A 22,809-nucleotide genomic window follows, 5' to 3' on the forward strand; every position below is an offset into this window, starting at 1 on the left:
AACTCGCCCCGTCGAGCGTTCCCTACGGCCCGGTTCCAGTCACCGTATCGAGACAAGAGATGCCCGAAAGCAAACGTCCACTCTATATTCCCTACGCTGGTCCTTCGCTGCTCGAGATGCCGCTGCTCAACAAAGGCAGCGCCTTCACCCGCGAGGAGCGGCTCGAGTTCAATCTGGTCGGCCTGTTGCCGCAGAACGTGGAGTCCATCGAGGAGCAGGCCGAACGCGCCTACCGCCAGTACCAGCAGTGCCACAGCGACCTGGAGCGGCACATTCACTTGCGGGCGATCCAGGACGACAACGAGACCCTCTATTACCACCTGGTGATGCAGCATCTCGAGGAGATGCTGCCTATCATCTATACCCCCACGGTGGGCCAGGCCTGTGAGGAGTTCTCCAATATCTACCGCAGCCACCGCGGCCTGTTCGTCAGCTACCCCGACCGCGAGCGCATGGACGACATCCTGCGCAGCGCCACCAAGGACCGGGTCAAGGTGATCGTGGTCACCGACGGCGAACGCATCCTCGGCCTCGGCGACCAGGGCATCGGCGGCATGGGTATTCCGATCGGCAAGCTGGCGCTGTATACCGCCTGCGGGGGCATCAGCCCGGCCTATACGCTGCCGATCACCCTCGACGTGGGCACCAACAACCAGGCCCTGCTCGACGACCCGATGTACATGGGCTGGCGCCACCCGCGTATCTCCCAGGAGGAGTACGATGCCTTCGTCGACGAGTTCATCGCCGCGGTGAAGCGCCGCTGGCCCAACGTGCTGCTGCAGTTCGAGGACTTCGCCCAGGCCAACGCCGTGCCGCTGCTGGAGCGCTACCGCGACCAGCTATGCTGCTTCAATGACGATGTGCAGGGTACCGCCGCCGTTGCGGTGGGCACGCTGATGGCGGCCTGCCAGGCGCGTGATGAGACCGTTGCCGACCAGCGCGTGGTGTTCGTCGGTGCCGGCTCCGCCGGCTGTGGCATCGCCGAACAGGTGATCGTGGCGATGCAGGCCGAGGGGCTCTCCGAAAAGGAGGCACGACGGCGCGTGTACATGGTCGACCGTGACGGTCTGGTGACCACGGACCAGCCGTGGCTGCGCGACTTCCAGCGTCGCCTGGCCCATGAGCCCGAACTCGTCGAGGGGTGGCAGGACCAATCACTGCTCGAGGTGGCGCGCCATGTCCAGCCCACCGTGCTGATCGGCGTCTCGGGGCAGCCGGGGCTGTTTTCCGAGGACGTGATTCGTGCCATGCACGCCGGCTGCGAGCGGCCGGTCATCCTGCCGCTCTCCAACCCCACCTCCCGCGCCGAGGCGACGCCCGCCGACGTGCTCGAGTGGACCGACGGCCAGGCGCTGGTGGCGACCGGCAGCCCCTTCCCGCCGGTGGAGTACGGTGGCAAGACCTACCCCATTGCCCAGTGCAACAACGCTTACATCTTCCCCGGGATCGGCTTGGGCGTCGTGGCAAGCGGCGCCAGGCGCATCACCGACACCATGCTGATGACCGCTTCCCGAGCGCTGGCCCGCGAGGCGCCGCTGGTGAGGGAGGGCGAAGGCTCGCTGTTGCCCGCGCTATCGCAGATTCGCGAGCTGTCCAAGGCCATCGCCTTCGAGGTCGCCGCTCAGGCCCAGCAGGAAGGCGTGGCGTTGCGCACCGACGGCATCAAGCTGCGTCAGGCCATCGAGCGCAGCAGCTGGACGCCGGAGTACAGGTCCTATCGTCGCCGCGCGTTCTAGGTGGCAAGCCACGGGCTACGAGACTCGAGCTGAGAGCTAAATGCAGCCTGAGGCTCGAAGCCCGATACAAGTCGCCCCTGCCGGTTACCCGACAGGGGCTTTTGCATGGATGCAGAATGAAGGAACGGCGGTCTTACGCCGCGCCAATCATGCGCCGCAGCACGTAGTGGAGGATGCCTCCATGGCGGTAGTACTCCAGCTCGTTGGCGGTGTCGATGCGGCACAGGGCCTCGAGCTTCTTCTCGCCCTTGGCGCTCTTCACCGTGACCGTCACCTTGCCGCCCGGGGTGAGATCGGCCAAGCCCTCGATCGAGACCGTCTCGTCGCCGGTCAGGCCGAGGCTCTTGCGATCCTCGCCCTCGGGGAACTGCAGCGGCACCACGCCCATGCCGATCAGGTTGGAGCGGTGGATGCGCTCGTAGGACTCGGCCAGCACGGCGCGCACGCCGAGCAGACGCGTGCCCTTGGCCGCCCAGTCGCGCGAGGAGCCGGTGCCGTACTCCTTGCCGGCCACCACCACTAGCGGCGTCTCCTTCTCCTGATACTTCATGGCGGCGTCGTAGATCGCCATCTGCTCGCCCGAGGGCACGTGGCGGGTCTCGCCGCCGACCACGCCGTCGAGCATCTCGTTGCGGATACGCACGTTGGCGAAGGTGCCGCGCATCATTACCTCGTGGTTGCCACGCCGCGAGCCGTAGGAGTTGAAGTCCACCGGCTTGATGCCGCGCTCCTGCAGGTAGCGCCCGGCGGGACTGTCGGGCTTGATGGCGCCGGCCGGCGAGATGTGGTCGGTGGTCACCGAGTCGCCCAGCAGGGCGAGGATATGGGCGTCCCGGACGTCCTCGATCGGTTCCGGGTCGCGGCCCATGCCCTCGAAGAAGGGCGGGTGCTGGATGTAGGTCGAGGAGGGCGACCACTCGTAGACCTGGCTCTGCGGTACCTGCAGCGCCTTCCAGGTCTCGTCGCCTTCGAACACCTCGGCGTACTCCTTGCGGAACATCTCGGTCTTGACCTTTTCCACGGCACTGGCGATGTCGGCCTGAGAGGGCCAGATGTCCTGCAGGTAGACCGGGTTGCCGTCCTTGTCCTCGCCCAGTGGATCGCGGCTGAGGTCGAGGCGTACGTTGCCGGCCAGGGCGTAGGCCACCACCAGCGGCGGCGAGGCGAGCCAGTTGGTCTTCACCAGCGGATGGATGCGGCCCTCGAAGTTGCGATTGCCGGAGAGTACCGAGGCCACGGTGAGATCGCCGTCCTCGATCGCCTTCTCGATGGGAGGCGGCAGCGGGCCGGAGTTGCCGATGCAGGTGGTGCAGCCGTAGCCCACCAGGTTGAAGCCGAGGGCGTCGAGGTCGTCGTTGACGCCACCCGCTTCGAGATACTCAGTGACCACCTTCGAGCCCGGTGCCAGCGAGGTCTTGACCCAGGGCTTGGTCTTGAGCCCCTTGGCCAGGGCGTTGCGCGCCAGTAGCCCGGCGGCCATCATCACGCTGGGGTTGGAGGTGTTGGTGCAGGAGGTGATGGCGGCGATCACCACGGCGCCGGGGTTGAGCATGAACCGCTCGCCGTCCAGCTCGACGTCCTGGCTGTCATGGTGCTCATAGCTCTCGTGCACACCGACCGCCGTCTGGCCACCCTCCGAGTAGAGCCGTCCCTTCTCCTCACTGGGAGTCGGCGTGCCGTTCTGCTCGCCCTCCATCAGTCTCTCGAAGGTGACCTTCATGTCCTTCAGCGCGACGCGGTCCTGGGGGCGCTTGGGGCCGGCCAGGCTGGCCTCGACGTCGCCCAGGTCCAGGTGCAGGGTGTCGCTGAAGATCGGTTCGTCCCCGCTTTCGCGCCACAGCCCCTGGGCCTTGCTGTACGCCTCCACCAGTTCGATCTGGGCATCGTCACGGCCGGTCAGTCGCAGATAGGCGAGCGTCTCGTCGTCGACCGGGAAGAAGCCGCAGGTGGCGCCGTACTCCGGCGCCATGTTGGCGATGGTGGCGCGGTCGGCCAGTGGCAGGTCGGCCAGGCCGTCACCGTAGAACTCGACGAACTTGCCCACCACGCCGCGGCTGCGCAGCATCTGGGTCACCGTCAGCACCAGATCGGTGGCGGTGATGCCTTCCTTGAGCTTGCCGGTGAGCTTGAAGCCCACCACCTCGGGAATCAGCATCGACACCGGCTGGCCGAGCATGGCGGCTTCGGCCTCGATGCCGCCGACACCCCAGCCCAGCACGCCGAGGCCGTTGATCATGGTGGTGTGGGAGTCGGTGCCCACGAGCGTATCCGGATAGGCGAAGGTCTTGCCGTCTTCTTCCTTGGTCCACACCGTACGGCCCAGGTACTCCAGGTTGACCTGATGGCAGATGCCGGTGCCCGGCGGCACCACGCGGAAGTTGTCGAAGGCGTCCTGGCCCCAGCGCAGGAACTCGTAGCGCTCCCGGTTGCGCTCCATCTCGATGGCGACGTTGTCCTTGAAGGCGGTAGGGTTGCCGTACTTGTCGACCATCACCGAGTGATCGATGACCAGATCCACCGGCGACAACGGGTTGATGCGTGAAGGGTCCTCGCCGAGCTTCTGCACCGCGGCGCGCATCGAGGCCAGGTCCACCACGCCGGGCACGCCGGTGAAGTCCTGCATCAGCACCCGGGCCGGGCGGTAGCCGATTTCGCGGTCGGAGCGCCCGCCTTGCTGCCAGTCGACCAGCGCCTGCAAGTCCTCGCGCGCAACGCTCGGGTCGTCGGCGAAGCGTAGCTGGTTTTCGAGCAGGATCTTCAGCGTCTTCGGCAGCCTGTCGATGTTGCCCAGGGCATCGGCTGCCTGCGGCAGGCTGTAGTAGTGATAGGTGGTGCCGCCGGCGTCCAGGGTCTGCAGGGTGTCCGGCATCTCGTCACGGCTCATGAAGGTCTCCTGTCACGGTAGTGAACGGTCCTTTTCTTCGCTCTCATGCTTAACACATGGTCATGATAGGTCCCCCTTTCAAGCGCTGCCCAGGGTTTCTATGCTGAATGAAAGCCTGTTGCGTGGCGCCGCCGCCCTAGAGGGGAGCAGCGCCGGGAGTTTTCGTCATGCATGAAGAGCGGCTCGACACTCATCCGGTCAACTGCCCCTACTGCAGTATGCCCTTCGACCTGCTCGTGGATATCACTCAGGGCAGCCACCAGACGTGGGAAGACTGCCCCTATTGTTGTGCACCGATCCAGCTTCGGGTGGAAGTGTCGCCGCTGACGGGAGAGCTCGATGCCCTGATGCTGGGGCGCGACGACGAAGTGCTGTGAAAGCGTGGGGCAGGACGACGCTCTCGGCCTCCGAGGCTGGTACAATGGCGACAACCCTTGCCCCGGCGGGTCGCCAAGGCAGCGACCGGGGACATGACAAGCCTCATCTTGTTTTCGAGCTGCGAGGATTCCCTTCATGAGCGAAGCGCGTCACGAACGCTTGATCATTCTCGGTTCCGGTCCGGCCGGCTATACCGCTGCGGTCTACGCGGCCCGGGCCAATCTCAAGCCGGTGCTGATCACCGGCATCCAGGCCGGCGGTCAGTTGACCACTACCACCGACGTGGACAACTGGCCCGGCGACGATGCCGGCGTGCAGGGGCCGGAACTGATGGAGCGCATGAAGCGTCATGCCGAGCGCTTCGATACCGAAGTACTGTTCGACCATATCCACGAGGTCGACCTGCGCAACCGCCCCTTCACCCTCAAGGGCGACAGCGGCAGCTACACCTGCGATGCGCTGATCATCGCCACCGGTGCCAGCGCCCGCTATCTGGGGCTACCCTCCGAGCAGCAGTTCATGGGCCAGGGGGTATCGGCCTGTGCCACCTGCGATGGCTTCTTCTACCGCAACAAGGAGGTCGTGGTGGTGGGAGGCGGCAATACCGCCGTGGAAGAGGCGCTCTATCTCTCCAATATTGCCTCCAAGGTGACCCTGGTGCATCGTCGCGACAGCCTGCGTGCGGAGAAGATCCTGCAGGACAAGCTGCGCGAGAAGGCCGAGAACGGTAACGTCGTGCTCGAGTGGAACCATGTGATGGAAGAGGTGCTGGGCGACGCCAGCGGCGTGACCGGCGTGCGTATTCGCTCCACCGTCGACGGCAGCGTCAAGGAGCTCGAGGTCCCCGGCGTCTTCATCGCCATCGGCCACAGCCCCAACACCGCCATCTTCGAGGGCCAACTGGAGATGCACGACGGCTACATCAAGGTGAAGTCCGGCCTCGAGGGCAACGCCACCGCCACCAGCATTCCCGGCGTGTTCGCCGCCGGCGACGTGATGGATCATGTCTACCGCCAGGCGGTGACCTCTGCCGGTACCGGCTGCATGGCGGCGCTGGATGCGGAGCGCTACCTCGACGACCTCGTCTGATTATTCTCACCTTCCGGGATCTGTGGCGCTTAGCTGGAGGCGAGCGGCACCGGGGGCAGGGTGTAGCGGAGGTCTTTTGCCATGGATGGCAAAAGTAGCGCCCAGGGATGGGTTCACAGCGCCTCCGCGTAACCCTGGCGCCGGTAAAGGCGCGAGCAAGCCTCGGGAAGCGGCGCGGGACTGTAACTATCGATATCCCATCAATAGTGCGGCGGCACTTCGTCCTGCGGTGACGGTGCCGTCATCTCCGAATCCTGCAGCGCCCGCTGCTGGTCGCGCAGCTTTTCCTGCATCAGGGTATTGATCCGCTCCAGCTGCGCCAGGCGCCGTTCCTGATTGGCAACGGCCTGGTCCAGCGTGTCCAGCCAGTGCTCCTGGTAGGCGATGCGGCTCTCCAGTGCTTCGAGCCGGGTGGCGAGCACCCGGGAAAGGCTCATGCTAGAATCGTCGCGCTGTGTGTCGCTGTTCATCGTGACACCTTCATTGGGCGATAGGGCCTCGGGTCGTGTCGTCATCAGACATCCTGTTTCGCCAATTCCACATAACAAGTGAGCAATACGGATCCATGAATCGCAAGGTTATCATTCGCTGTACGTTGATCAGCCTGCTGCTGGCGCTGCCGGCACCGTTGCTGATTGCCCTGTCACTGGCCCTGGCCGATGTCGGACTACCCCAGCAGCTGCTTACCCTGCTGGAGCCCGACGGCTACATTGCGGGCTATGTTACCGTGTCTCTCGCCGTGTTCGTGCTGCTGCTCGTCGCCACCCTGGCCACCCATGCGGTAAGCCCTCAACTGGCGGTGCTCGCCGCCGTGGAGAACGACGATCGCGAGATCGGAGAGGTCAAGTGGTTCAACGTCAACAAGGGCTATGGTTTCATCAAGCGCGAGAGCGGGGAGGACGTGTTCGTGCATTTCCGCGCCATCCGCGGTCGCGGCCATCGTACCCTGGCCGAGGGTCAGAAGGTGCGCTACTACGTGATCGAAAATGAACGGGGACTACAAGCCGACGATGTCACCGTAATCACTTGAACGAAGTACCTGGCCTGGCCATCGCTCGGCAGCTTTTGCGAGCAGGTCAGGCTTCAAGAACATCGCCCCGCATGTTTCAGAACATGCGGGGCGATGACGTTTAGGCTCACTGGCCGGAATCCGGCCAGTCGATGGCGTTTTCGCTGCCGTCGGGAAGCACCTGCCAGAAGCGGTCGGGATCGTCGCCGGGCTGCCAGCCACCCAGCGAGCAGCGTACCTCGCAGCCGAGCCGTGCAGCGGCGTCGCGGGCACAGTCGCAGTCCCTCAGCCACGGGGTATGCGAGCTGTCGAACCACAGGCTGGCGAAGCCATCGGCGGCCTTCTCGACCAGCAGCACCGGGACCTCGTGCCCCTCGTGATGACCTCGCGTTTGCCACTTGCCCCGGCCGGCGCCGCGCAGCGGGGCCGCATCCAGCGTCTCGCCGAGCCAGGCATCGATCGCACCCGGCTGGGGCTGGCGCAAGTAGATCTCGATGTCGGGGTAGCGCAGGTGACTGTCGTGCTGGTGTGGCATGGTGATCCCTCTCGGCGCGGTCAAGGCTGGGCGGTGCCGTTGGTGAAAAGCTTGGTCAGGATCGCCTCGTAGATTCGACTCAGGTCGTCGAGGTCGGCGGCGCGAACGTGCTCGTTGGTCTGGTGAATGGTGGCGTTGCGAGGCCCCAGCTCCACGACCTGGCTGCCCAGCGTGGCGATGAAGCGCCCATCCGAGGTGCCGCCGCTGGTCGAGAGCCTGGGGCGACCACCGAGCACGGCCTCCACGCCGTGCAGGGCGGCCTCCACCAGCTCACCCTCGGCGGTCAGGAACGGCTCGCCGTTGAGGGTCCAGTCGAGCTGGTACTCGAGGCCGTGGGCATCGAGTATCGCTTCGGTGCGTGAGCGCAACTGCTCATGGGTCACCTCGGTGGAGAAGCGGAAGTTGAACACGACTTCCACATCGCCGGGTATGACGTTGGTCGCACCGGTGCCGGCACGCAGGTTGGAGATCTGAAAGCTGGTGGCGGGGAAGAAGTCGTTGCCGCCGTCCCAGTGCTCACGTACCAGCGCGTCGAGTGCCGGCATGGCCTGGTGGATCGGGTTGCGCGCCAGGTGCGGGTAGGCCACGTGCCCCTGCACGCCCCGGATGTGTAGCACGCCGCCCAGCGAGCCGCGCCGACCGTTCTTGATCACGTCGCCGAGTACGTCGGTGGAGGAGGGTTCGCCGACGATGCAGTAGTCGAGGCGCTCGTTGCGCTCGCGCAGGTGCTCGACCACCGCCCGGGTGCCGTCCACGGCGGGCCCTTCCTCGTCGGAAGTGATCAGAAAGGCGATCCGTCCGTGGTGGTCGGGATGTGCGCTGACGAAACGCTCCACTGCGGTGATCATCGCCGCCAGGCTGCCCTTCATGTCGGCCGAGCCGCGGCCGCGCAGCATGCCTTCGTCATCGATGCAGGGCTCGAAGGGGGGCGTATCCCAGTGCACGTGGGGCCCGCTCGGCACCACGTCGGTATGGCCGGCAAAGGCCAGTACCGGGCCGTGATGGCCATGGGTGGCCCAGAAGTTCTCCACGTCGCCGAAGGGCAGGCGCTCGATGTGAAAGCCTAGCCGCTCCAGGCGCTCGATCATCAGCGCCTGGCAGCCGAGGTCGTCGGGGGTGACCGAGGGGCGGCGAATCAGCTCGAAGGCGAGCTGCAGGGTCGCGGAGAGCCCTCGTGGATCAGTCGTTGGCATGCAGAGCCTCGTTGAGCGCGATGGCGCTCTTGTTGGTCAGGCACTCGATGCGACCGTTCTGCGAATTACGTCGCAGCAGCAGGTCGCTCTGGCCGGCCAGCTCGCGCGCCGCCACGGTCCTGACTTCCTGGCCCTGGTCGTCGAGCAGGGTCACCTTGGCGCCGGCAGTGATGTAGAGCCCGGCTTCCACGGTGCAGCGGTCACCCAGCGGAATGCCGATACCGGCGTTGGCACCGATCAGGCAGCCCTCGCCGACCTTGATGACGATGTTGCCGCCGCCGGACAGGGTGCCCATGGTGGAGCAGCCGCCGCCCAGGTCGGAGCCCCTGCCCACCATCACGCCGGCGGAGATGCGGCCCTCGATCATGCCGGGACCTTCGGTGCCCGCGTTGAAGTTGACGAACCCCTCATGCATCACGGTGGTGCCTTCGCCCAGGTAGGCGCCCAGGCGCACCCGGGCGGTATCGGCGATGCGCACGCCGCTGGGCACCACGTAGTCGGTCATCTTGGGAAACTTGTCGACGCAGTCCACCGACAGCGTGCGGCCCTCAAGGCGCGCCTTGAGGCGGCGGGCAGGGAGCTCCTCGATGTCGATCGGCCCTTCACTGCTCCAGGCCACGTTGCGCAGCAGGCCGAACATGCCGGTGAGGTCGACGCCGTGGGGCTTGACCAGGCGATGCGACAGCAGGTGCAGCTTGAGATAGACCTCGGGCGCGCTCTGCGGCGGCAGGTCGTTTTCCAGGAAAGTGGCGACCAGCGGGCGCTGGCTGGCGGCCAATGCTTCGACCAGCTCGGCCTGGGCGACGTGGCCCGCTGCCGTTAGCGCCTCACCAAGCTTGGCGCAGTGTTCGGGCAGGAAGCTGATGGCGCTGTTGCCGGCGGGGACGTCGAGCACCTTGCCGACGGCCTCCACCAGGCTGGCATCCGGCTTGAGCAGCGGCGCCGGATAGTAGATCTCCAGCCAGTCGCCCTGGGTGTTCTGGGTGCCGATTCCGAAGGCAAAACTCAGCATGTGGTGTCCTCACGTCTTGAAGGGGATGGGCTTCAGCCCTTGAGATCGTCGTAGTCGCCGTCGCGATAGCCGATGCGTATCTCGTCGCCGGTATCGAGCAACGGCCGCTTGAGCAGGGTCGGATTGGCCATGACCAGCGCGCGGACCTTGTTGGCATCGAGGTCCTGCTTGTCCTCCTCGGGCAGGTTGCGCCAGGTGGTGCTGCGCCGATTGATGGCCTCCATCACCGGGATCTGCGCGAGGATATGCTCGAGCAGAGCGGCGGAGAGGCCATCCTCGCGCAGGTCGTGGATCTGATAGGGCAGTCCTTTCTCGTCCAGGGCCTTGCGCGCCTTGCGGCAGGTGTCGCAGTTCTTGATCACGAAGAGGGTCGCCATCATGCACTCCTTTCGATGAAACGGCGAATTCGCTGGACGGCTTCCACGGTGGCGTCGAGCTCGGCCACCAGTGCCAGGCGGATGCGGCCTGCCCCGGGATTGGTGCCATTGGCGCCCAGGCGCCCCATGTAGGAACCGGGGAGCACGCTGACGTGTTGCATGGAGAACAGTGCTCGGGTGAAGGCTTCGTCGTCACCGCCCGGTACCGCCGGCCATAGGTAGAAACTGGCTTCGGGCGTGGGAAATTCAAGCACCGGGGCGAGAATTTCGCTCACCGCGGCGAACTTCTCGCGATAGGCGTGGCGGTTGTCGCGCACATGGGCCTCGTCGTTCCAGGCGGTGATCGAGGCATGCTGCAGCGGCAGCGACATGGCGCAGCCATGATAGGTGCGGTAGCGCTTGAACGGGGCGATCAGCCCGGCGTCACCGGCGACGAAGCCGGAGCGCAGCCCCGGCAGGTTGGAGCGCTTGGAGAGCGAATGGAACACCAGGCAGCGGCGATAGTCGTGGCGGCCGAGGGCGGCGCAGGCCTCGAGCAGCCCCGGCGGCGGGGCATCCTCGTCGAGGTAGAGCTCTGAGTAGCACTCATCGGAGGCGATGATGAAGTCGTGTTCGTCGGCCAGGGCGATCAGTTTCTCGAACTCGGCCCGCGGCGTCACCGCGCCGGTGGGGTTGCCCGGCGAGCAGAGGAAGACGATCTGAACCTCGCGCCAGGTGTCGGCCGGCACGGCGTCGAAGTCGGGGCGAAAGCCGTTTTCGGCCCGGCAGTCCAGGTAGAGCGGCTGTCCGCCGGCAAGCAGGGTGGCGCCCTCGTAGATCTGATAGAAGGGGTTGGGCACTGCCACCCTGGCCGGGCGGGTGCGGTCCAGCGCGGCCTGGACGAAGGCGAAGATTGCCTCGCGGGTGCCGTTGACCGGCAGCACCTGACGCTCGGCGTCGAGACTCTCGAGGCCGAAGCGTCGCCTGGCCCAGCCGGCGATGGCGTCGCGCAGCTCGGGAATACCGGCGGTGGCCGGGTAACGGGCGAAGTCGAGCTGGTGCGCCTGGAGCGTCTCCAGCGCGGCAGCGAAAGGGGCGTGCTGCGGTTCGCCGATGGTCAGCGGAACGTGCGCGAGCCCGGCGGGAGGTGTCACGCCGGCCTTCAGCTTGGCGAGCCTTTCGAAGGGGTAAGGCTTGAGGGCGTCGAGATCGGGGTTCATCGGTGTCCAGGCGCCGTGGGTCGGCGTCGTTGTCGTGTCTGCGGGCAGACCGACGATTATAGGGAAGGCCCCGGCTCGCCTCAAACCCGGACGTGGCGTGACGTCAGCCCGCCACGTCCAGCATTTCGATCAGCCGCTCGCGCAGGCGCTGCTGACGCTCGGGGTCGGTCAGCGGCGCGCCCGCCTTGTCGGTAATGAAGAACACGTCCTCGACGCGCTCCCCCAGGGTGGCGATCTTGGCCGCCGACAGCGAGATATCCTGCTCCATGAAGATGCGCCCGACCCGGGCCAGCAGGCCGGGGCGGTCCGGGGCGGTCAGCTCCAGCAGGGTGCGCTCGTTGGCCGGGTCCTGCTCGATCAACACCTCGGTGGGTACCTTGAAGTGGCGCAGTTGGCGCGGCGTGTGGCGGGTGACTATCTGCGGGTAGTCGTCCGGGTCGTCGAGCTCCTCGACGAGATGCGCGCGGATCTCCTCGATGCGATTCGGGTCGCGAATGGCGCGGCCCTGATCGTCGAGCACGATGAAGGTATTGAGCGTCCAGTCATTGCTCGAGGTGGCGATGCGCGCATCGTGGATAGAGAGCCCGAGTTGCTCCATGGCTGCGGCGGTGGCAGCGAACAGGTCGTCCACCGAGCGGGTATGGATGAACACCTTGGTGCCGCCGTCGGTCATGTCGTCGGTGGGGGCGCTGATCAGGATCAACGGCAAAAGGGACTCCCCGTGGGCCAGGATGCCCATGGTCTGCCAGGCGATCTCGCTCGGCGCGTACTGCAGGAAGTACTCCTCGCCGAGCGACTCCCACAGGCGGTCGACCCGATCGATGTCGGCCCCTACCGTGGCCAGCAGCGAGCGCGCCTCGCTGCGGGTCTCGCGCACCCACTCCTCGCGGTCGAGGGGGTTGTCCAGGCCGCGGCGCAGGGCGCGCTTGGTCTCGGCGTGGAGCTGGCGCAACAGCGAGGCGCGCCAGCCGTTCCACAGCGTCGGGTTGGTGGCGTTGATGTCGGCCACGGTCAGCACGTAGAGGTAGTCCAGACGGGTCTCGTCGCCGACCTGGACGGCGAATTCGCGAATCACGTCGGGGTCGGTGATGTCGCGTTTCTGTGCCACCATCGACATCACCAGATGGTTCTCCACCAGCCAGCTGACCAGCCGCGTGTCGCGGCTCGACAGGCCGTGGCGCTCGGCGAAGCGCTCCACGTCGCGGGCGCCTAGCAGCGAGTGATCACCGCCGCGGCCCTTGCCGATGTCGTGGTAGAGCCCGGCAATCCATAGCAGTTCCAGCTTGGGCAGTTGGTGCACCAAGGCTGCCGCCACCGGGAAGTCGTCGCGCGCCTCGGGCTTGCGGAACTGATGGATGAACTTGAGCAGGCGCAGGGTGTGGGCGTCCACGGTGTAGATGTGGAACAGGTCGTGCTGCATCAGCCCCACCGCCTGGCCGAATTCCGGCAGGTACTTGCCCAGCACGCCGTAGCGGTTCATGCGCCGCAGCTGGCGCGCCACGTTGCCGCTGGAGCACAGCAGCGACATGAACAGGTGCTGGTGCTGGGCATCGTCACGGTAGAGATCGTCGATCAGGTGGCGATGATCGCGAATCAGGCGGATAGTGTCGGCGCGCACGCCCTCGATCTCGGGATGCTCGGCCATCAGCAGGAACAGCTCGAGTAGCGCATAGGGGTGGTCGCGAAACACCGAGCGGTTGCGCGCCTTGATATAGCCGCCCTCGATCACGAAGCGCTCGTTGAGGTCGCTGGTCTCCAGCCGCTCGCCGCTGCGCAGTATCGCTTCGTCGAAGTGCTGCAGCAGCATGTCGTTGAGACCCGCCAGCGCCGTGACATGGCGGTAGTAGCGCTTCATGAACTGCTCGACGGCGAGCCGTTCGGGCGTATCGCGAAAGCCGAAAAGCTCGGCAATGGTGCGCTGGTGGTCGAACAGCAGACGATCCTCGGCGCGACCTGTGAGCATGTGCAGGGCGTAGCGCACCTGCCACAGAAAGGCCTGGCCCTGGCTCAGTATGCGCAGCTCGGCATCGTTCATGAAGCCGTTCGCCACCAGATCCTCGTAGCGCTGGCTGCCGAAGTGGCGCTTGGCCACCCAGCCGATCATCTGGATATCGCGCAGTCCGCCCGGCGAACTCTTGATGTTGGGCTCGAGGTGATACTCGGAATTGTTGAAGCGGTGGTGGCGGGCGATCTGCTCCTGCCACTTGGCCTCGAAGAAGCGATCGGACGGCCACATCCGCTCGCGGGCGATGCGCGCCTTCATCGCCTCGCGCAACGACTCGGGGCCGGCCAGGAGGCGCGACTCCATCAGGTTGGTGATCACCGTGATGTCGCCTTCGGCCTCGCGCTCGCAGTCCGACAGCGAGCGCACGCTGTGGCCGATCTCCAGGCCGATGTCCCACAGTAGCGTGATGAAGGCGGTCAGCGGCTCGCGGTAGGGGGTGTCGTCGTCGTCCTCGAGCAGCAGCATCAGGTCGACGTCGGAGTGGGGGTGCAGCTCGCCGCGACCGTAACCGCCTACTGCCAGCAGCGCCACGCCGTCGTCGGGCCACGCCTGCAGCGACCAGGCCACGCCGAGCAGCTGGTCGAGGCACCAGGCGCGGCCGTGCACCAGGTCGCGGATGTCGGCACCGGCGTGGAAGCGCTCGTCGAGCCGGCCCTGGATGTCGCGTAGCGCCGCCTTGAACGGGGCGATGGGAGAGCGCGTGCCGGCGAGCTCGCGCCGGAAGGTCTCGGCGTCGAACAGCGACTCGTCGGGCACGAAGCGATAGTGGTGCAGGAGCATGTTGGCTCGGCTCAGTGGTCGAGGAAGGACAGGTCTTCCTCGTGGCGTGCGGTGAGCACCTCGACGCCGGTCTCGGTGACCAGCAGCGTGTGCTCCCACTGCGCGGACAGGCTCTTGTCCCGGGTCACGGCGGTCCAGCCGTCGCGCAGCACCTTGGTCTGGTGGCCGCCGACGTTGATCATCGGTTCGATGGTCAGGCACATGCCGGCGGCCAGGGTGGCATCGGCCTCGGGCGCATAGCCGTCATAGTGCAACACTTGCGGATCCTCGTGGAAGCCGGCGCCGATGCCGTGACCGCAGAAATCGCGTACCACCGAGTAGCCGTTGGCTTCGGCGTGGCGCTGGATGGCGCGGGCCAGCTCCGAGAGGCGCACGCCCGGACGCACCAGGGCGATGCTCTTGTAGAGGCACTCCTGGGTCACGCGGCACAGCCGCTCGCCCTGGATGTTCTCGCCGACGATGAACATGGCGCTGGAGTCGCCGTGGTAACCGTCGGCGGTCTTCACGGTGACGTCGATGTTCATGATGTCGCCCCGCTTCAGCTTCTTTTCCGGGTCGGGGATGCCGTGGCAGACCACGTGGTTGAGCGAGGTACAGATCGACTTGGGAAAGCCGTGGTAGTTGAGCGGCGCCGGCGTCGAGCCCAGCTCGTTCACGATATAGTCGTGGCACAGCCGATCCAGCTCGCCGGTGGACACGCCGGCCTTGACGTGCGGTGCTATCATTTCCAGCACGCTGGCGGCCTGGCGACCGGCCTCGCGCATCTTCTCGATCTCGTCGGGCGTCTTGATGAGTATGTTCATGGAATCTCGGTTCAGAGGGGTTGCAGCGCCGGCAACGTGGCCAAGGACGGCGGGCGACTTCATCTCGTTGGCGAACTATGGTATAAAGCCGCGCGCTTTCCTGCAATCGTCGCCCGTCTGGCCCAGGTCGGTTCGGCGGCGAGGCGGCGGAGCGTCGGCGTCCGGCAGCGACAGGTCGCGGCTCGAGCCGTTAACTCAACAGCCTTGAAAACACACACGTACCGGCACATGGTCCCGGGTGCTGCCGCGGTCGGTCCCGGCAGTCGGATCCATGGGGTGCGTGGAGGCCTAACCCGATTTTCAGGAGTCATCCATGGCACATGTCAACATGCGCGACCTGCTCAAGGCAGGCGCACACTTCGGCCACCAGACCCGTTACTGGAACCCGAAGATGGGCAAGTTCATCTTCGGCGCCCGCAACAAGATCCACATCATCAACCTCGAGCACACCCTGCCGGCCCTCAACGAGGTGATCGACGTGGTCGAGAAGATGGCGGCGGCCAACAACAAGATCCTGTTCGTCGGCACCAAGCGCAGCGCGAGCAAGATCATCAAGGAAGAGGCCAACCGCGTCGGCATGCCTTTCGTCAACCACCGCTGGCTCGGTGGCATGCTGACCAACTACAAGACCATCCGGCAGTCGATCAAGCGTCTGCGCGACCTCGAGACAATGCGCGAGGACGGCACCTTCGAGAAGCTGACCAAGAAAGAAGTCCTGATGGCGACCCGCGAGCAGGACAAGCTCGAGCGTTCCATCGGCGGCATCAAGGAGATGGGCGGCCTGCCCGACGCGCTGTTCGTGATCGATGTCGACCACGAGCGCATCGCCATCAACGAGGCGAACAAGCTCGGTATCCCGGTCATCGGCGTGGTGGACACCAACTCCGACCCGGACGGCGTCGACTACGTGATCCCCGGCAACGATGACTCCATCCGTGCCATTCAGATCTACGTCAAGGCCATCGCCGATGCCTGCGCGCGGGCGAAAGAAGGCCGTCCCGACGAATTCGTCGAGGTCACCGAGGGTGAAGGCGGCGACGCGGCTGCCGCTGCCGAGTAACGGCGAGTTGCCCGGATCGGCGCTGTCGGTCCGGGCGGGCGGCCGACCAAGACGGCCGCCCGCGACCGCTCCGTTGCGGCGGGGCGGGACCCCACCGGGCCCATGGGCCCGGCGCCCTTATTCCCAGGTCGAACCTGAACGGGTTCCACTTATCGAGAGGTGAATACCATGGCAGCGATCAGCGCTTCCCAGGTGAAGGAACTGCGCGAGCGTACCGGGCTCGGCATGATGGAGTGCAAGAAGGCACTCACCGAAGCCGATGGTGACATCGAAGTCGCCATCGAGAACCTGCGCAAGAGCTCGGGTCTGAAGGCCGCCAAGAAGGCCGGTCGTACCGCCGCCGAAGGCGCCGTGGCGACTCGCGTCGCCGAGGACGGCAGCTACGGCGTGGTGGTCGAGATCAACTCCGAGACCGACTTCGTCGCTCGTGACGACAATTTCAAGGCGTTCGCCGACCAGGTTGCCGATGCCTTCTTCGCTGCCAAGAGCGAAGACGTCGCCGCGGTGATGGAAGGGGCTCTCGAGAGCGCCCGCGAGCAGCTGGTGCAGAAGATCGGCGAGAACATCGGCGTGCGTCGCTGCGCCGTGGTCGAGGCGCCCGAAGGCGGGCTGGTGGGCGAGTACGTCCACGGCGGCCGTATCGGTGTGCTCACCGTGCTCAAGGGTGGCAACAGCGAAGTGGCCAAGGACGTCGCCATGCACGTGGCCGCGATCAACCCGGCCGTGGCGCGTCCCGAGAACATGCCACAGGAGCAGCTCGACAAGGAGAAGGCGATCATCCTGGCCCAGCCCGACATGGCCGGCAAGCCCGAGCAGATCGCCGAGAAGATGGTCGAAGGCCGCCTGAAGAAGTACCTGGCCGAGAACAGCCTGACCGAGCAGCCCTTCGTCAAGGATCCGAACCAGTCCGTCGCCGAGTTCGTCAAGGCCGCCGGCGGTGAGGTGATCGGCTTCACCCGTTTCGAGGTGGGCGAGGGCATCGAGAAGGAAGAGGTCGACTTCGCCAAGGAAGTCATGGAACAGGCTGGCCGTCGCTAAGGTCAGAGGTTCCAGCTCGAGAATGGCGTGCGCGCGAGCGCACGCCTTCTCGTATCCGGCCCCCGCGTCGGACATAGTAGAGTAGCTTCATCCCCTTGACGCCTAGGAGAGTTGCCATGCCCGCATCCGATCTCGTCGATAGCCCCGCCAAGTCCCGCGCCGAGAAGTCGAAGTACAAGCGTATCCTGCTCAAGCTCTCTGGCGAGGCCCTGATGGGCGAGCACGACTTCGGCATCGACCCCCAGGTGCTCGATCGCATGGCGCTGGAGATCGGCCAGTTGGTCGGCATCGGCGTGCAGGTGGGTATCGTCATCGGCGGCGGCAACCTGTTCCGCGGCGCCGCGCTCAACGCGGCCGGCATGGACCGGGTCACCGGCGACCACATGGGCATGCTGGCCACGGTGATGAATGCGCTGGCCATGCGCGACGCCCTGGAGCGTTCCAACATCCGTTCCCGGGTCATGTCCGCCATTCCCATGAGCGGTGTGGTCGAGCATTACGATCGCCGTACCGCGATTCGCTACCTGACCTCGGGAGACGTGGTATTGTTCTCCGCCGGCACCGGCAATCCCTTCTTCACCACCGATTCGGCGGCCTGCCTGCGCGGCATCGAGATCGACGCCGACGTGGTGGTCAAGGCCACCAAGGTGGACGGCGTCTACGACAAGGACCCGGTGAAGCATACCGATGCGGTCAAGTACGATCATCTGAGCTACGATAATGCGCTCGATCAGAAGCTCGGCATCATGGATTTGACCGCTATCTGCCTGGTGCGGGACCATGACATGCCGGTTCGCGTCTTCAACATGAACAAGCCGGGCGCCCTGCTGAATCTGGTGGTGGGCGGCAAGGAAGGCACGCTGATAGACAGAGGTTGATACCCGTGATCAATGACATCCAGAAAGATGCCGAAAGTCGCATGAAGAAGAGCCTCGATGCTTTGCATGCCAACTTCAACAAGATCCGTACCGGGCGTGCTCATTCCAGCATCCTCGATTCGGTCACCGTGGACTACTACGGTAGCCAGGTGCCGCTCAACCAGGTCGCTTCGATCAACGTCGAGGACGCCCGCACCCTCTCCGTGGTGCCCTGGGAGCAGAACATGGTGCCCAAGATCGAGAAGGCAATCATGACCTCCGACCTGGGACTGAACCCGGCGAGTGCCGGCAACGTGATCCGCGTGCCGATGCCGATGCTCACCGAGGAGACTCGCAAGGGCTATATCAAGCAGGCTCGCGCCGAGGCCGAGAACGCTCGCGTGGCAGTGCGCAACGTGCGCCGCGATGCCAACAATGACATCAAGGCGCTGCTCAAGGAGAAAGAGATCTCCGAGGACGAACAGCACCGCGGCGAAGATGGGATCCAGAAGCTGACCGACAAGTACATCGCCGAGATCGACAAGCAGCTCGAAGTGAAGGAACACGACCTGATGCAGGTCTGAGCAGCGCCGGGTGGCGGCCTGCCGCGTTGCCGCCCGGTTTTTCCATCCCCATTGCGAGACATCATGACGTCAGCGCAGACTTCCGCATCGCAGATGCCACCCAAGCCCCCCGGCGACGACCTGCCTCGACACGTGGCGATCATCATGGACGGCAACAATCGCTGGGCGCGTGCGCGTGGGCTGTCCGGCATTCGCGGCCACCGTGCCGGCGTCGAGGCCGTGCGCGCGGTGATTCGCCGGGCCGCTGAGCGCGGCATCCACACCCTGACACTGTTCGCCTTCTCCAGTGAGAACTGGCGCCGCCCCGAGGCCGAGGTGCGCGCCCTGATGGAGCTGTTTCTCATCGCGCTCAAGCGCGAAGTGCGCAAGCTGCACGACAACGGTATTCGCCTCTCCGTCATCGGCGACCGCAGCGCCTTCTCTTCCTCGATCCAGAAATACATCGTGCGAGCCGAGGAACTCACCCGCGACAATACCGGCCTGCACCTCGTCGTGGCCGCCAATTACGGCGGCCGCTGGGACATCGTCAACGCCACCCGGCATCTGGCCGAACGTGCCGCGGCCGGCGAGCTCGAACCTGGCGCCATCGACGAGGACGCTTTCCAGCGGGGGCTGTGCCTGGGCGACGAGGCGCCGGTCGATCTGTGTATCCGTACCAGCGGCGAGCAGCGCATCTCCAATTTCCTGCTGTGGCAGATGGCCTATGCCGAACTCTATTTCACGCCGCTGCTGTGGCCGGACTTCGACGGTCAGGCTTTCGATATGGCGATCGACGATTTCTGCCGACGCCAGCGTCGCTTCGGCATGACCGATGAACAGATCGAGGCGAAAGGTGCTTAGACAGCGGATCGTGACGGCGGCATGGCTGGCGCCGCTGATGCTGGCCGGTCTGTTCGGCCTGGCGGACGCCGCCTTTGCCGCCTTTACCGGCGGCGTCGTGCTGCTGGCCGCCTGGGAGTGGACCAACCTCGCCGGGGTGCTGGTGGCAAGTCGTCGCCTGGTACTGGTGGGTGCCCTGGCTCTGCTGATGGCGCTGCTATGGTGGTTCGGCGCAGCGCTGGCTGTCTGGCCGCTGTGGTTCGCGGTGGCCGGCTGGGCGGTCAATTTCTACTGGGTCGTGCACTATCCGGCGAAGCGCGAGCAGTGGGGTTCGACGGCGGCACGCCTTGCCATGGGGCTGTGGGTGCTGCTGCCGGCCTGGGTCGGCTTCAATGTGCTGCGCGACACCGGCGGTGTGTGGCTGCTCTACGTGCTGCTGCTGGTATGGGGCGCCGATATCGGGGCCTATTTCTGCGGGCGCGCCTGGGGCCGTCGCAAGCTCGCACCGGGGGTGAGCCCCGGCAAGTCCTGGGAGGGCGTGGCCGGCGGCGTGGCCGTGACGCTGCTGCTGGCGCTGCTATTCGCCGTGTGGCAGGGGCTTGGTGTGGCCGCGGGGCTGGGGCTGGTGATGGTGACCGCGGGAGTGACGCTGGTCTCGGTACTCGGTGACCTGCTGGAGAGCATGTTGAAGCGCTTTCGCGGCATCAAGGACTCCAGCAACTTATTGCCCGGACACGGCGGCGTGCTCGACCGCATCGACAGCCTGACCGCGGCGGTGCCACTATTCGCGCTGCTCTCGCTCGGGATGCTGTGACATGAATGGGACGCTTCGCCAACAGAGTGTCACGGTGCTGGGGGCCACCGGCTCCATTGGCACCAGTACGCTCGACGTGATTGCGCGTCACCCCGAGCGTTACCGGGTGCATGCGTTGACGGCTCACCGCTCGCGCGAGGCGCTGCTGACGCTGTGCCTGCGCCATCGCCCGGCGGTGGCGGTGCTCGGTGGCAAGGAAGATGCGGCCTGGCTGCATGAGCGCCTGGCCGAAGCGGGGCTCGATACCGAGGTGTGCGCGGGTGAGGCGGCGCTCGTCGAGACGGCGAGTGACGCTGGCGCCGACGTGGTGATGGCCGCCATCGTCGGCGCCGCAGGACTGTTGCCGACGCTTGCCGCGGTGCGTGCCGGCAAGCGCGTGCTGCTGGCCAACAAGGAGGCGCTGGTAATGTCCGGGGCGCTGTTCATGGATGCGGTGACGCGCCATGGCGCAACGCTGCTGCCGATCGATTCCGAACATAATGCCATCTACCAGTGTCTACCACCCGAGCACCGCGGCGGCCTGTCCCGCCATGGCGTGACTCAGCTGCTGCTGACCGCCTCCGGCGGCCCCTTCCGCGGCTGGTCTCGTGAGCGTCTGGCCACGGTGACGCCGGCACAGGCCTGTGCTCATCCCAACTGGTCGATGGGGCGCAAGATCTCGGTCGACAGCGCCACGCTAATGAACAAGGGCCTGGAACTGATCGAGGCTTGCTGGCTGTTCGATGCCCGGCCCGACCAGGTGCAGGTGGTCGTGCACCCGCAGAGCGTGATCCACTCCATGGCCGCCTACAGCGATGGCTCCGTGCTGGCCCAGCTGGGTAACCCGGACATGCGCACCCCGATTGCCTACGGGCTGGCATGGCCGGAGCGCATCGAGGCCGGGGTCGAGCCACTGGATCTGTTCCAGATCGCCCGTCTCGACTTCGAGGCGCCCGACGAGGTGGCGTTTCCCTGCCTGCGACTGGCGCGCGAAGCGATGCAGGCCGGCGGTACGGCGCCGGCCGTGCTCAACGGGGCCAACGAGGTGGCCGTCGATGCCTTCCTGGCGGGGCGGTTGAGCTTTTCGGGAATCGGTGAGCTGGTGGCGGAGATCCTGGAAGCGCTGCCGGTAGAGGCCGGTGGCGATCTGGAGCTCATCCTCGATGCCGATGCCCGGGCGCGCCAGGCGGCGCGCGCCAGGCTAGAGCGACGCTGAGCCGCGGGCGGCCGTCGGCGTGACTTTGCAAGGAGAATGACTTGGGTCTGATCCAGAACGTGCTGGCCGTCATCGTGGTGCTGGGCCTGTTGATCACCTTCCACGAGTTCGGCCATTACTGGGTGGCGCGCCGCTGTGGTGTCAGGGTGTTGCGCTTTTCGGTGGGCTTCGGCAAGCCGATTTGGTCCCGCGTCGATCGTCACGGGACCGAGTTCGCCGTGGCAGCGATTCCGCTTGGCGGCTATGTCAAGATGCTCGACGAGCGTGAGGCGCCGGTTCCCGGCGAGCAGCTCCATGAAGCGTTCAACCGCAAGACGGTGTGGCAGCGCATCGCCATCGTCGCGGCGGGGCCGCTGGCCAACTTCCTGCTCGCTATCGTCGCCTACTGGGCGCTGTTCGTGGCCGGCACCTCCACCGTGGCACCGGTAATAGGCGAGGTGACGCCCGATTCGCCGGCGGCCCGCGGCGGCCTGCAATCCGGACAGGAGATCGTAGCCGTTCAGGACAGCGAGGTGCGCTCCTGGGATGAGATCAACCTGCGCCTGATCGCGCATATCGGCCACAGCGGGGAGCTTTCCCTTCAGGCTCGCGAGGATGCCGCATCCGAGCCTCGCCGCTATCGACTGCCGGTGGAAGAGTACCTGGTGCGCCAGGAGCCGCCACAGCCGCTGGCCACGCTCGGCATTACGCCCTGGCAGCCGCGCATTCCTGCGGTGCTGGGCCAGGTGATCGACGGTGAACCCGCTGCCGAGGCGGGGCTGCGACCGGGCGACCGGATTCTGGCCGTGAACGGCAACCCGGTCGAGGAGTGGATGGATTTCGTCAGCATGGTGCGCGGCCGGCCGGGCGAGACGCTGGAGCTAGAGGTGGCGCGTGGTGACGAGCGTCTCGGGCTGACGCTCACGCCGGGCACGCGCGACATCGAGGCCGGGGCGGCCATCGGCTATGTGGGTGCCGGCGTCGAAGCGGTCGAATGGCCCGAGGAGTATCGCCGCGAGATTCGCTACGGCCCCGTGGCGGCGGTGGGGCAGGCCATGAGCCGTACCGGTGAGATGACGCTGCTGACCCTGGATGCTATTCGCAAGATGCTGGTGGGGCTGATCTCACCGTCCAACCTGTCGGGGCCGATCACCATCGCCCAGATGGCAGGCGACACGGCGCGCACCGGGCTTGAGAGTTTCGTCAGCTTCCTGGCCTATCTCTCGATCAGCCTGGCGGTGTTGAACCTGTTGCCCATTCCGGTACTGGATGGTGGCCACCTGCTTTACTATTTCGTCGAGGTGGTGCGCGGCCGGCCGGTGTCGGAGCGGGCTCAGGCGTTTGGATTGCGCATCGGCCTGGCGCTGGTCGGTACGTTGATGCTGATGGCCCTGTATTTCGATCTGATGCGTCTCTGGTAGCAAGCGCCCCACAGGGGCACGGGGAGGCGGAGCTTCGCTCTG

21 protein-coding genes are annotated in these 22,809 nt (G+C 65.9%); 12 read left to right on the plus strand and 9 right to left on the minus strand.

What is annotated here, in order from left to right:
* Positions 1 to 59 precede the first annotated feature (59 nt).
* A complete protein-coding gene (locus tag HNO53_RS02330; RefSeq protein WP_209475917.1) occupies positions 60 to 1,736 on the plus strand; it encodes an NAD-dependent malic enzyme in 1,677 nt (558 codons plus the stop codon).
* Positions 1,737 to 1,869: 133 nt separating this feature from the next.
* Here HNO53_RS02330 and acnA read toward each other — a convergent pair whose 3' ends face one another.
* Positions 1,870 to 4,620, minus strand: coding sequence for an aconitate hydratase AcnA (acnA, locus tag HNO53_RS02335; RefSeq protein WP_209475919.1), 2,751 nt, complete (start codon positions 4,618 to 4,620; stop codon positions 1,870 to 1,872).
* Between the two features lie 167 nt (positions 4,621 to 4,787).
* Between acnA and HNO53_RS02340 the strand changes: the two genes are divergently transcribed.
* Entirely contained in the window at positions 4,788 to 4,997 is a 210-nt protein-coding gene (locus HNO53_RS02340; protein ID WP_209475921.1) for a zinc ribbon domain-containing protein, read from the plus strand.
* 136 nt (positions 4,998 to 5,133) lie between these two features.
* Positions 5,134 to 6,087, plus strand: coding sequence for a thioredoxin-disulfide reductase (trxB, locus tag HNO53_RS02345; protein ID WP_209475922.1), 954 nt, complete (start codon positions 5,134 to 5,136; stop codon positions 6,085 to 6,087).
* Between the two features lie 200 nt (positions 6,088 to 6,287).
* Here trxB and HNO53_RS02350 read toward each other — a convergent pair whose 3' ends face one another.
* The gene (locus tag HNO53_RS02350; RefSeq protein WP_209475924.1) at positions 6,288 to 6,602 is read right to left on the minus strand and encodes a SlyX family protein; all 315 of its coding nucleotides are present in this window, start codon (positions 6,600 to 6,602) and stop codon (positions 6,288 to 6,290) included.
* A 50-nt stretch (positions 6,603 to 6,652) separates the two neighbouring features.
* Here HNO53_RS02350 and HNO53_RS21555 point away from each other — a divergent pair, with 50 nt between their 5' ends.
* Positions 6,653 to 7,117, plus strand: a complete 465-nt coding sequence (locus HNO53_RS21555) for a cold-shock protein (RefSeq protein WP_209475926.1) — start codon at positions 6,653 to 6,655, stop codon at positions 7,115 to 7,117.
* A gap of 106 nt (positions 7,118 to 7,223) precedes the next feature.
* Here HNO53_RS21555 and HNO53_RS02360 read toward each other — a convergent pair whose 3' ends face one another.
* From HNO53_RS02360 to map, 7 genes are all read right to left on the minus strand, one after another.
* Positions 7,224 to 7,631, minus strand: coding sequence for a hypothetical protein (locus HNO53_RS02360; RefSeq protein ID WP_209475928.1), 408 nt, complete (start codon positions 7,629 to 7,631; stop codon positions 7,224 to 7,226).
* 20 nt (positions 7,632 to 7,651) lie between these two features.
* On the minus strand, positions 7,652 to 8,824 hold the full coding sequence (gene dapE, locus HNO53_RS02365; RefSeq protein ID WP_209475929.1) for a succinyl-diaminopimelate desuccinylase: 1,173 nt from the start codon (positions 8,822 to 8,824) through the stop codon (positions 7,652 to 7,654).
* A complete protein-coding gene (dapD, locus tag HNO53_RS02370; protein ID WP_209475931.1) occupies positions 8,811 to 9,836 on the minus strand; it encodes a 2,3,4,5-tetrahydropyridine-2,6-dicarboxylate N-succinyltransferase in 1,026 nt (341 codons plus the stop codon). The genes dapE and dapD overlap by 14 nt, the downstream gene beginning before the upstream one ends.
* Positions 9,837 to 9,868: 32 nt before the next feature.
* Positions 9,869 to 10,213, minus strand: coding sequence for a Spx/MgsR family RNA polymerase-binding regulatory protein (locus HNO53_RS02375; protein WP_209475933.1), 345 nt, complete (start codon positions 10,211 to 10,213; stop codon positions 9,869 to 9,871).
* Positions 10,213 to 11,412, minus strand: coding sequence for a succinyldiaminopimelate transaminase (dapC, locus tag HNO53_RS02380; RefSeq protein WP_209475935.1), 1,200 nt, complete (start codon positions 11,410 to 11,412; stop codon positions 10,213 to 10,215). The genes HNO53_RS02375 and dapC overlap by 1 nt, the downstream gene beginning before the upstream one ends.
* A 103-nt stretch (positions 11,413 to 11,515) precedes the next feature.
* Positions 11,516 to 14,197, minus strand: coding sequence for a [protein-PII] uridylyltransferase (locus tag HNO53_RS02385; protein WP_209475937.1), 2,682 nt, complete (start codon positions 14,195 to 14,197; stop codon positions 11,516 to 11,518).
* A gap of 11 nt (positions 14,198 to 14,208) precedes the next feature.
* Complete coding sequence (map, locus tag HNO53_RS02390; RefSeq protein ID WP_209475938.1) at positions 14,209 to 15,000, minus strand: type I methionyl aminopeptidase; 792 nt, start codon at positions 14,998 to 15,000, stop codon at positions 14,209 to 14,211.
* A 313-nt stretch (positions 15,001 to 15,313) separates the two neighbouring features.
* Here map and rpsB point away from each other — a divergent pair, with 313 nt between their 5' ends.
* From rpsB to rseP, 8 genes are all read left to right on the plus strand, one after another.
* Positions 15,314 to 16,060, plus strand: coding sequence for a 30S ribosomal protein S2 (gene rpsB, locus HNO53_RS02395; protein ID WP_209475940.1), 747 nt, complete (start codon positions 15,314 to 15,316; stop codon positions 16,058 to 16,060).
* Between the two features lie 168 nt (positions 16,061 to 16,228).
* Positions 16,229 to 17,098: a translation elongation factor Ts gene (gene tsf, locus HNO53_RS02400; protein ID WP_209475942.1), complete on the plus strand. Its 870-nt coding sequence runs from the start codon at positions 16,229 to 16,231 to the stop codon at positions 17,096 to 17,098.
* A gap of 116 nt (positions 17,099 to 17,214) precedes the next feature.
* Entirely contained in the window at positions 17,215 to 17,976 is a 762-nt protein-coding gene (gene pyrH, locus HNO53_RS02405; RefSeq protein WP_209475943.1) for a UMP kinase, read from the plus strand.
* 5 nt (positions 17,977 to 17,981) lie between these two features.
* On the plus strand, positions 17,982 to 18,539 hold the full coding sequence (gene frr, locus HNO53_RS02410; RefSeq protein ID WP_209475945.1) for a ribosome recycling factor: 558 nt from the start codon (positions 17,982 to 17,984) through the stop codon (positions 18,537 to 18,539).
* A 63-nt stretch (positions 18,540 to 18,602) separates the two neighbouring features.
* On the plus strand, positions 18,603 to 19,379 hold the full coding sequence (uppS, locus tag HNO53_RS02415) for a polyprenyl diphosphate synthase (protein WP_420827851.1): 777 nt from the start codon (positions 18,603 to 18,605) through the stop codon (positions 19,377 to 19,379).
* Positions 19,372 to 20,172 (plus strand): phosphatidate cytidylyltransferase, encoded by an 801-nt coding sequence (locus tag HNO53_RS02420; RefSeq protein ID WP_209475948.1) that lies wholly within the window; start codon positions 19,372 to 19,374, stop codon positions 20,170 to 20,172. Before uppS ends, HNO53_RS02420 begins: the two co-directional genes overlap by 8 nt.
* A gap of 1 nt (position 20,173) precedes the next feature.
* Positions 20,174 to 21,367, plus strand: coding sequence for a 1-deoxy-D-xylulose-5-phosphate reductoisomerase (ispC, locus tag HNO53_RS02425; RefSeq protein WP_209475949.1), 1,194 nt, complete (start codon positions 20,174 to 20,176; stop codon positions 21,365 to 21,367).
* A gap of 41 nt (positions 21,368 to 21,408) precedes the next feature.
* A complete protein-coding gene (gene rseP, locus HNO53_RS02430; RefSeq protein ID WP_209475951.1) occupies positions 21,409 to 22,767 on the plus strand; it encodes a sigma E protease regulator RseP in 1,359 nt (452 codons plus the stop codon).
* Positions 22,768 to 22,809 lie beyond the last annotated feature (42 nt).

Source organism: Billgrantia antri (genome assembly GCF_017868935.1).
Lineage (GTDB): Bacteria > Pseudomonadota > Gammaproteobacteria > Pseudomonadales > Halomonadaceae > Halomonas > Halomonas antri.

Bases quoted from the DNA above. Each gene is read 5' to 3' on its own strand.
- tsf (WP_209475942.1), top strand. From the start codon at position 16,229: ATGGCAGCGATCAGCGCTTCCCAGGTGAAGGAACTGCGCGAGCGTACC.
- HNO53_RS02340 (WP_209475921.1), top strand. From the start codon at position 4,788: ATGCATGAAGAGCGGCTCGACACTCATCCGGTCAACTGCCCCTACTGC.
- dapE (WP_209475929.1), bottom strand. From the start codon at position 8,824: ATGCCAACGACTGATCCACGAGGGCTCTCCGCGACCCTGCAGCTCGCC.
- map (WP_209475938.1), bottom strand. From the start codon at position 15,000: ATGAACATACTCATCAAGACGCCCGACGAGATCGAGAAGATGCGCGAG.
- acnA (WP_209475919.1), bottom strand. From the start codon at position 4,620: ATGAGCCGTGACGAGATGCCGGACACCCTGCAGACCCTGGACGCCGGC.
- HNO53_RS02350 (WP_209475924.1), bottom strand. From the start codon at position 6,602: ATGACGACACGACCCGAGGCCCTATCGCCCAATGAAGGTGTCACGATG.
- HNO53_RS21555 (WP_209475926.1), top strand. From the start codon at position 6,653: ATGAATCGCAAGGTTATCATTCGCTGTACGTTGATCAGCCTGCTGCTG.
- ispC (WP_209475949.1), top strand. From the start codon at position 20,174: ATGAATGGGACGCTTCGCCAACAGAGTGTCACGGTGCTGGGGGCCACC.
- HNO53_RS02375 (WP_209475933.1), bottom strand. From the start codon at position 10,213: ATGGCGACCCTCTTCGTGATCAAGAACTGCGACACCTGCCGCAAGGCG.
- dapD (WP_209475931.1), bottom strand. From the start codon at position 9,836: ATGCTGAGTTTTGCCTTCGGAATCGGCACCCAGAACACCCAGGGCGAC.
- trxB (WP_209475922.1), top strand. From the start codon at position 5,134: ATGAGCGAAGCGCGTCACGAACGCTTGATCATTCTCGGTTCCGGTCCG.
- pyrH (WP_209475943.1), top strand. From the start codon at position 17,215: ATGCCCGCATCCGATCTCGTCGATAGCCCCGCCAAGTCCCGCGCCGAG.
- dapC (WP_209475935.1), bottom strand. From the start codon at position 11,412: ATGAACCCCGATCTCGACGCCCTCAAGCCTTACCCCTTCGAAAGGCTC.
- HNO53_RS02330 (WP_209475917.1), top strand. From the start codon at position 60: ATGCCCGAAAGCAAACGTCCACTCTATATTCCCTACGCTGGTCCTTCG.
- HNO53_RS02360 (WP_209475928.1), bottom strand. From the start codon at position 7,631: ATGCCACACCAGCACGACAGTCACCTGCGCTACCCCGACATCGAGATC.
- rpsB (WP_209475940.1), top strand. From the start codon at position 15,314: ATGGCACATGTCAACATGCGCGACCTGCTCAAGGCAGGCGCACACTTC.
- HNO53_RS02385 (WP_209475937.1), bottom strand. From the start codon at position 14,197: ATGCTCCTGCACCACTATCGCTTCGTGCCCGACGAGTCGCTGTTCGAC.
- uppS (WP_420827851.1), top strand. From the start codon at position 18,603: ATGACGTCAGCGCAGACTTCCGCATCGCAGATGCCACCCAAGCCCCCC.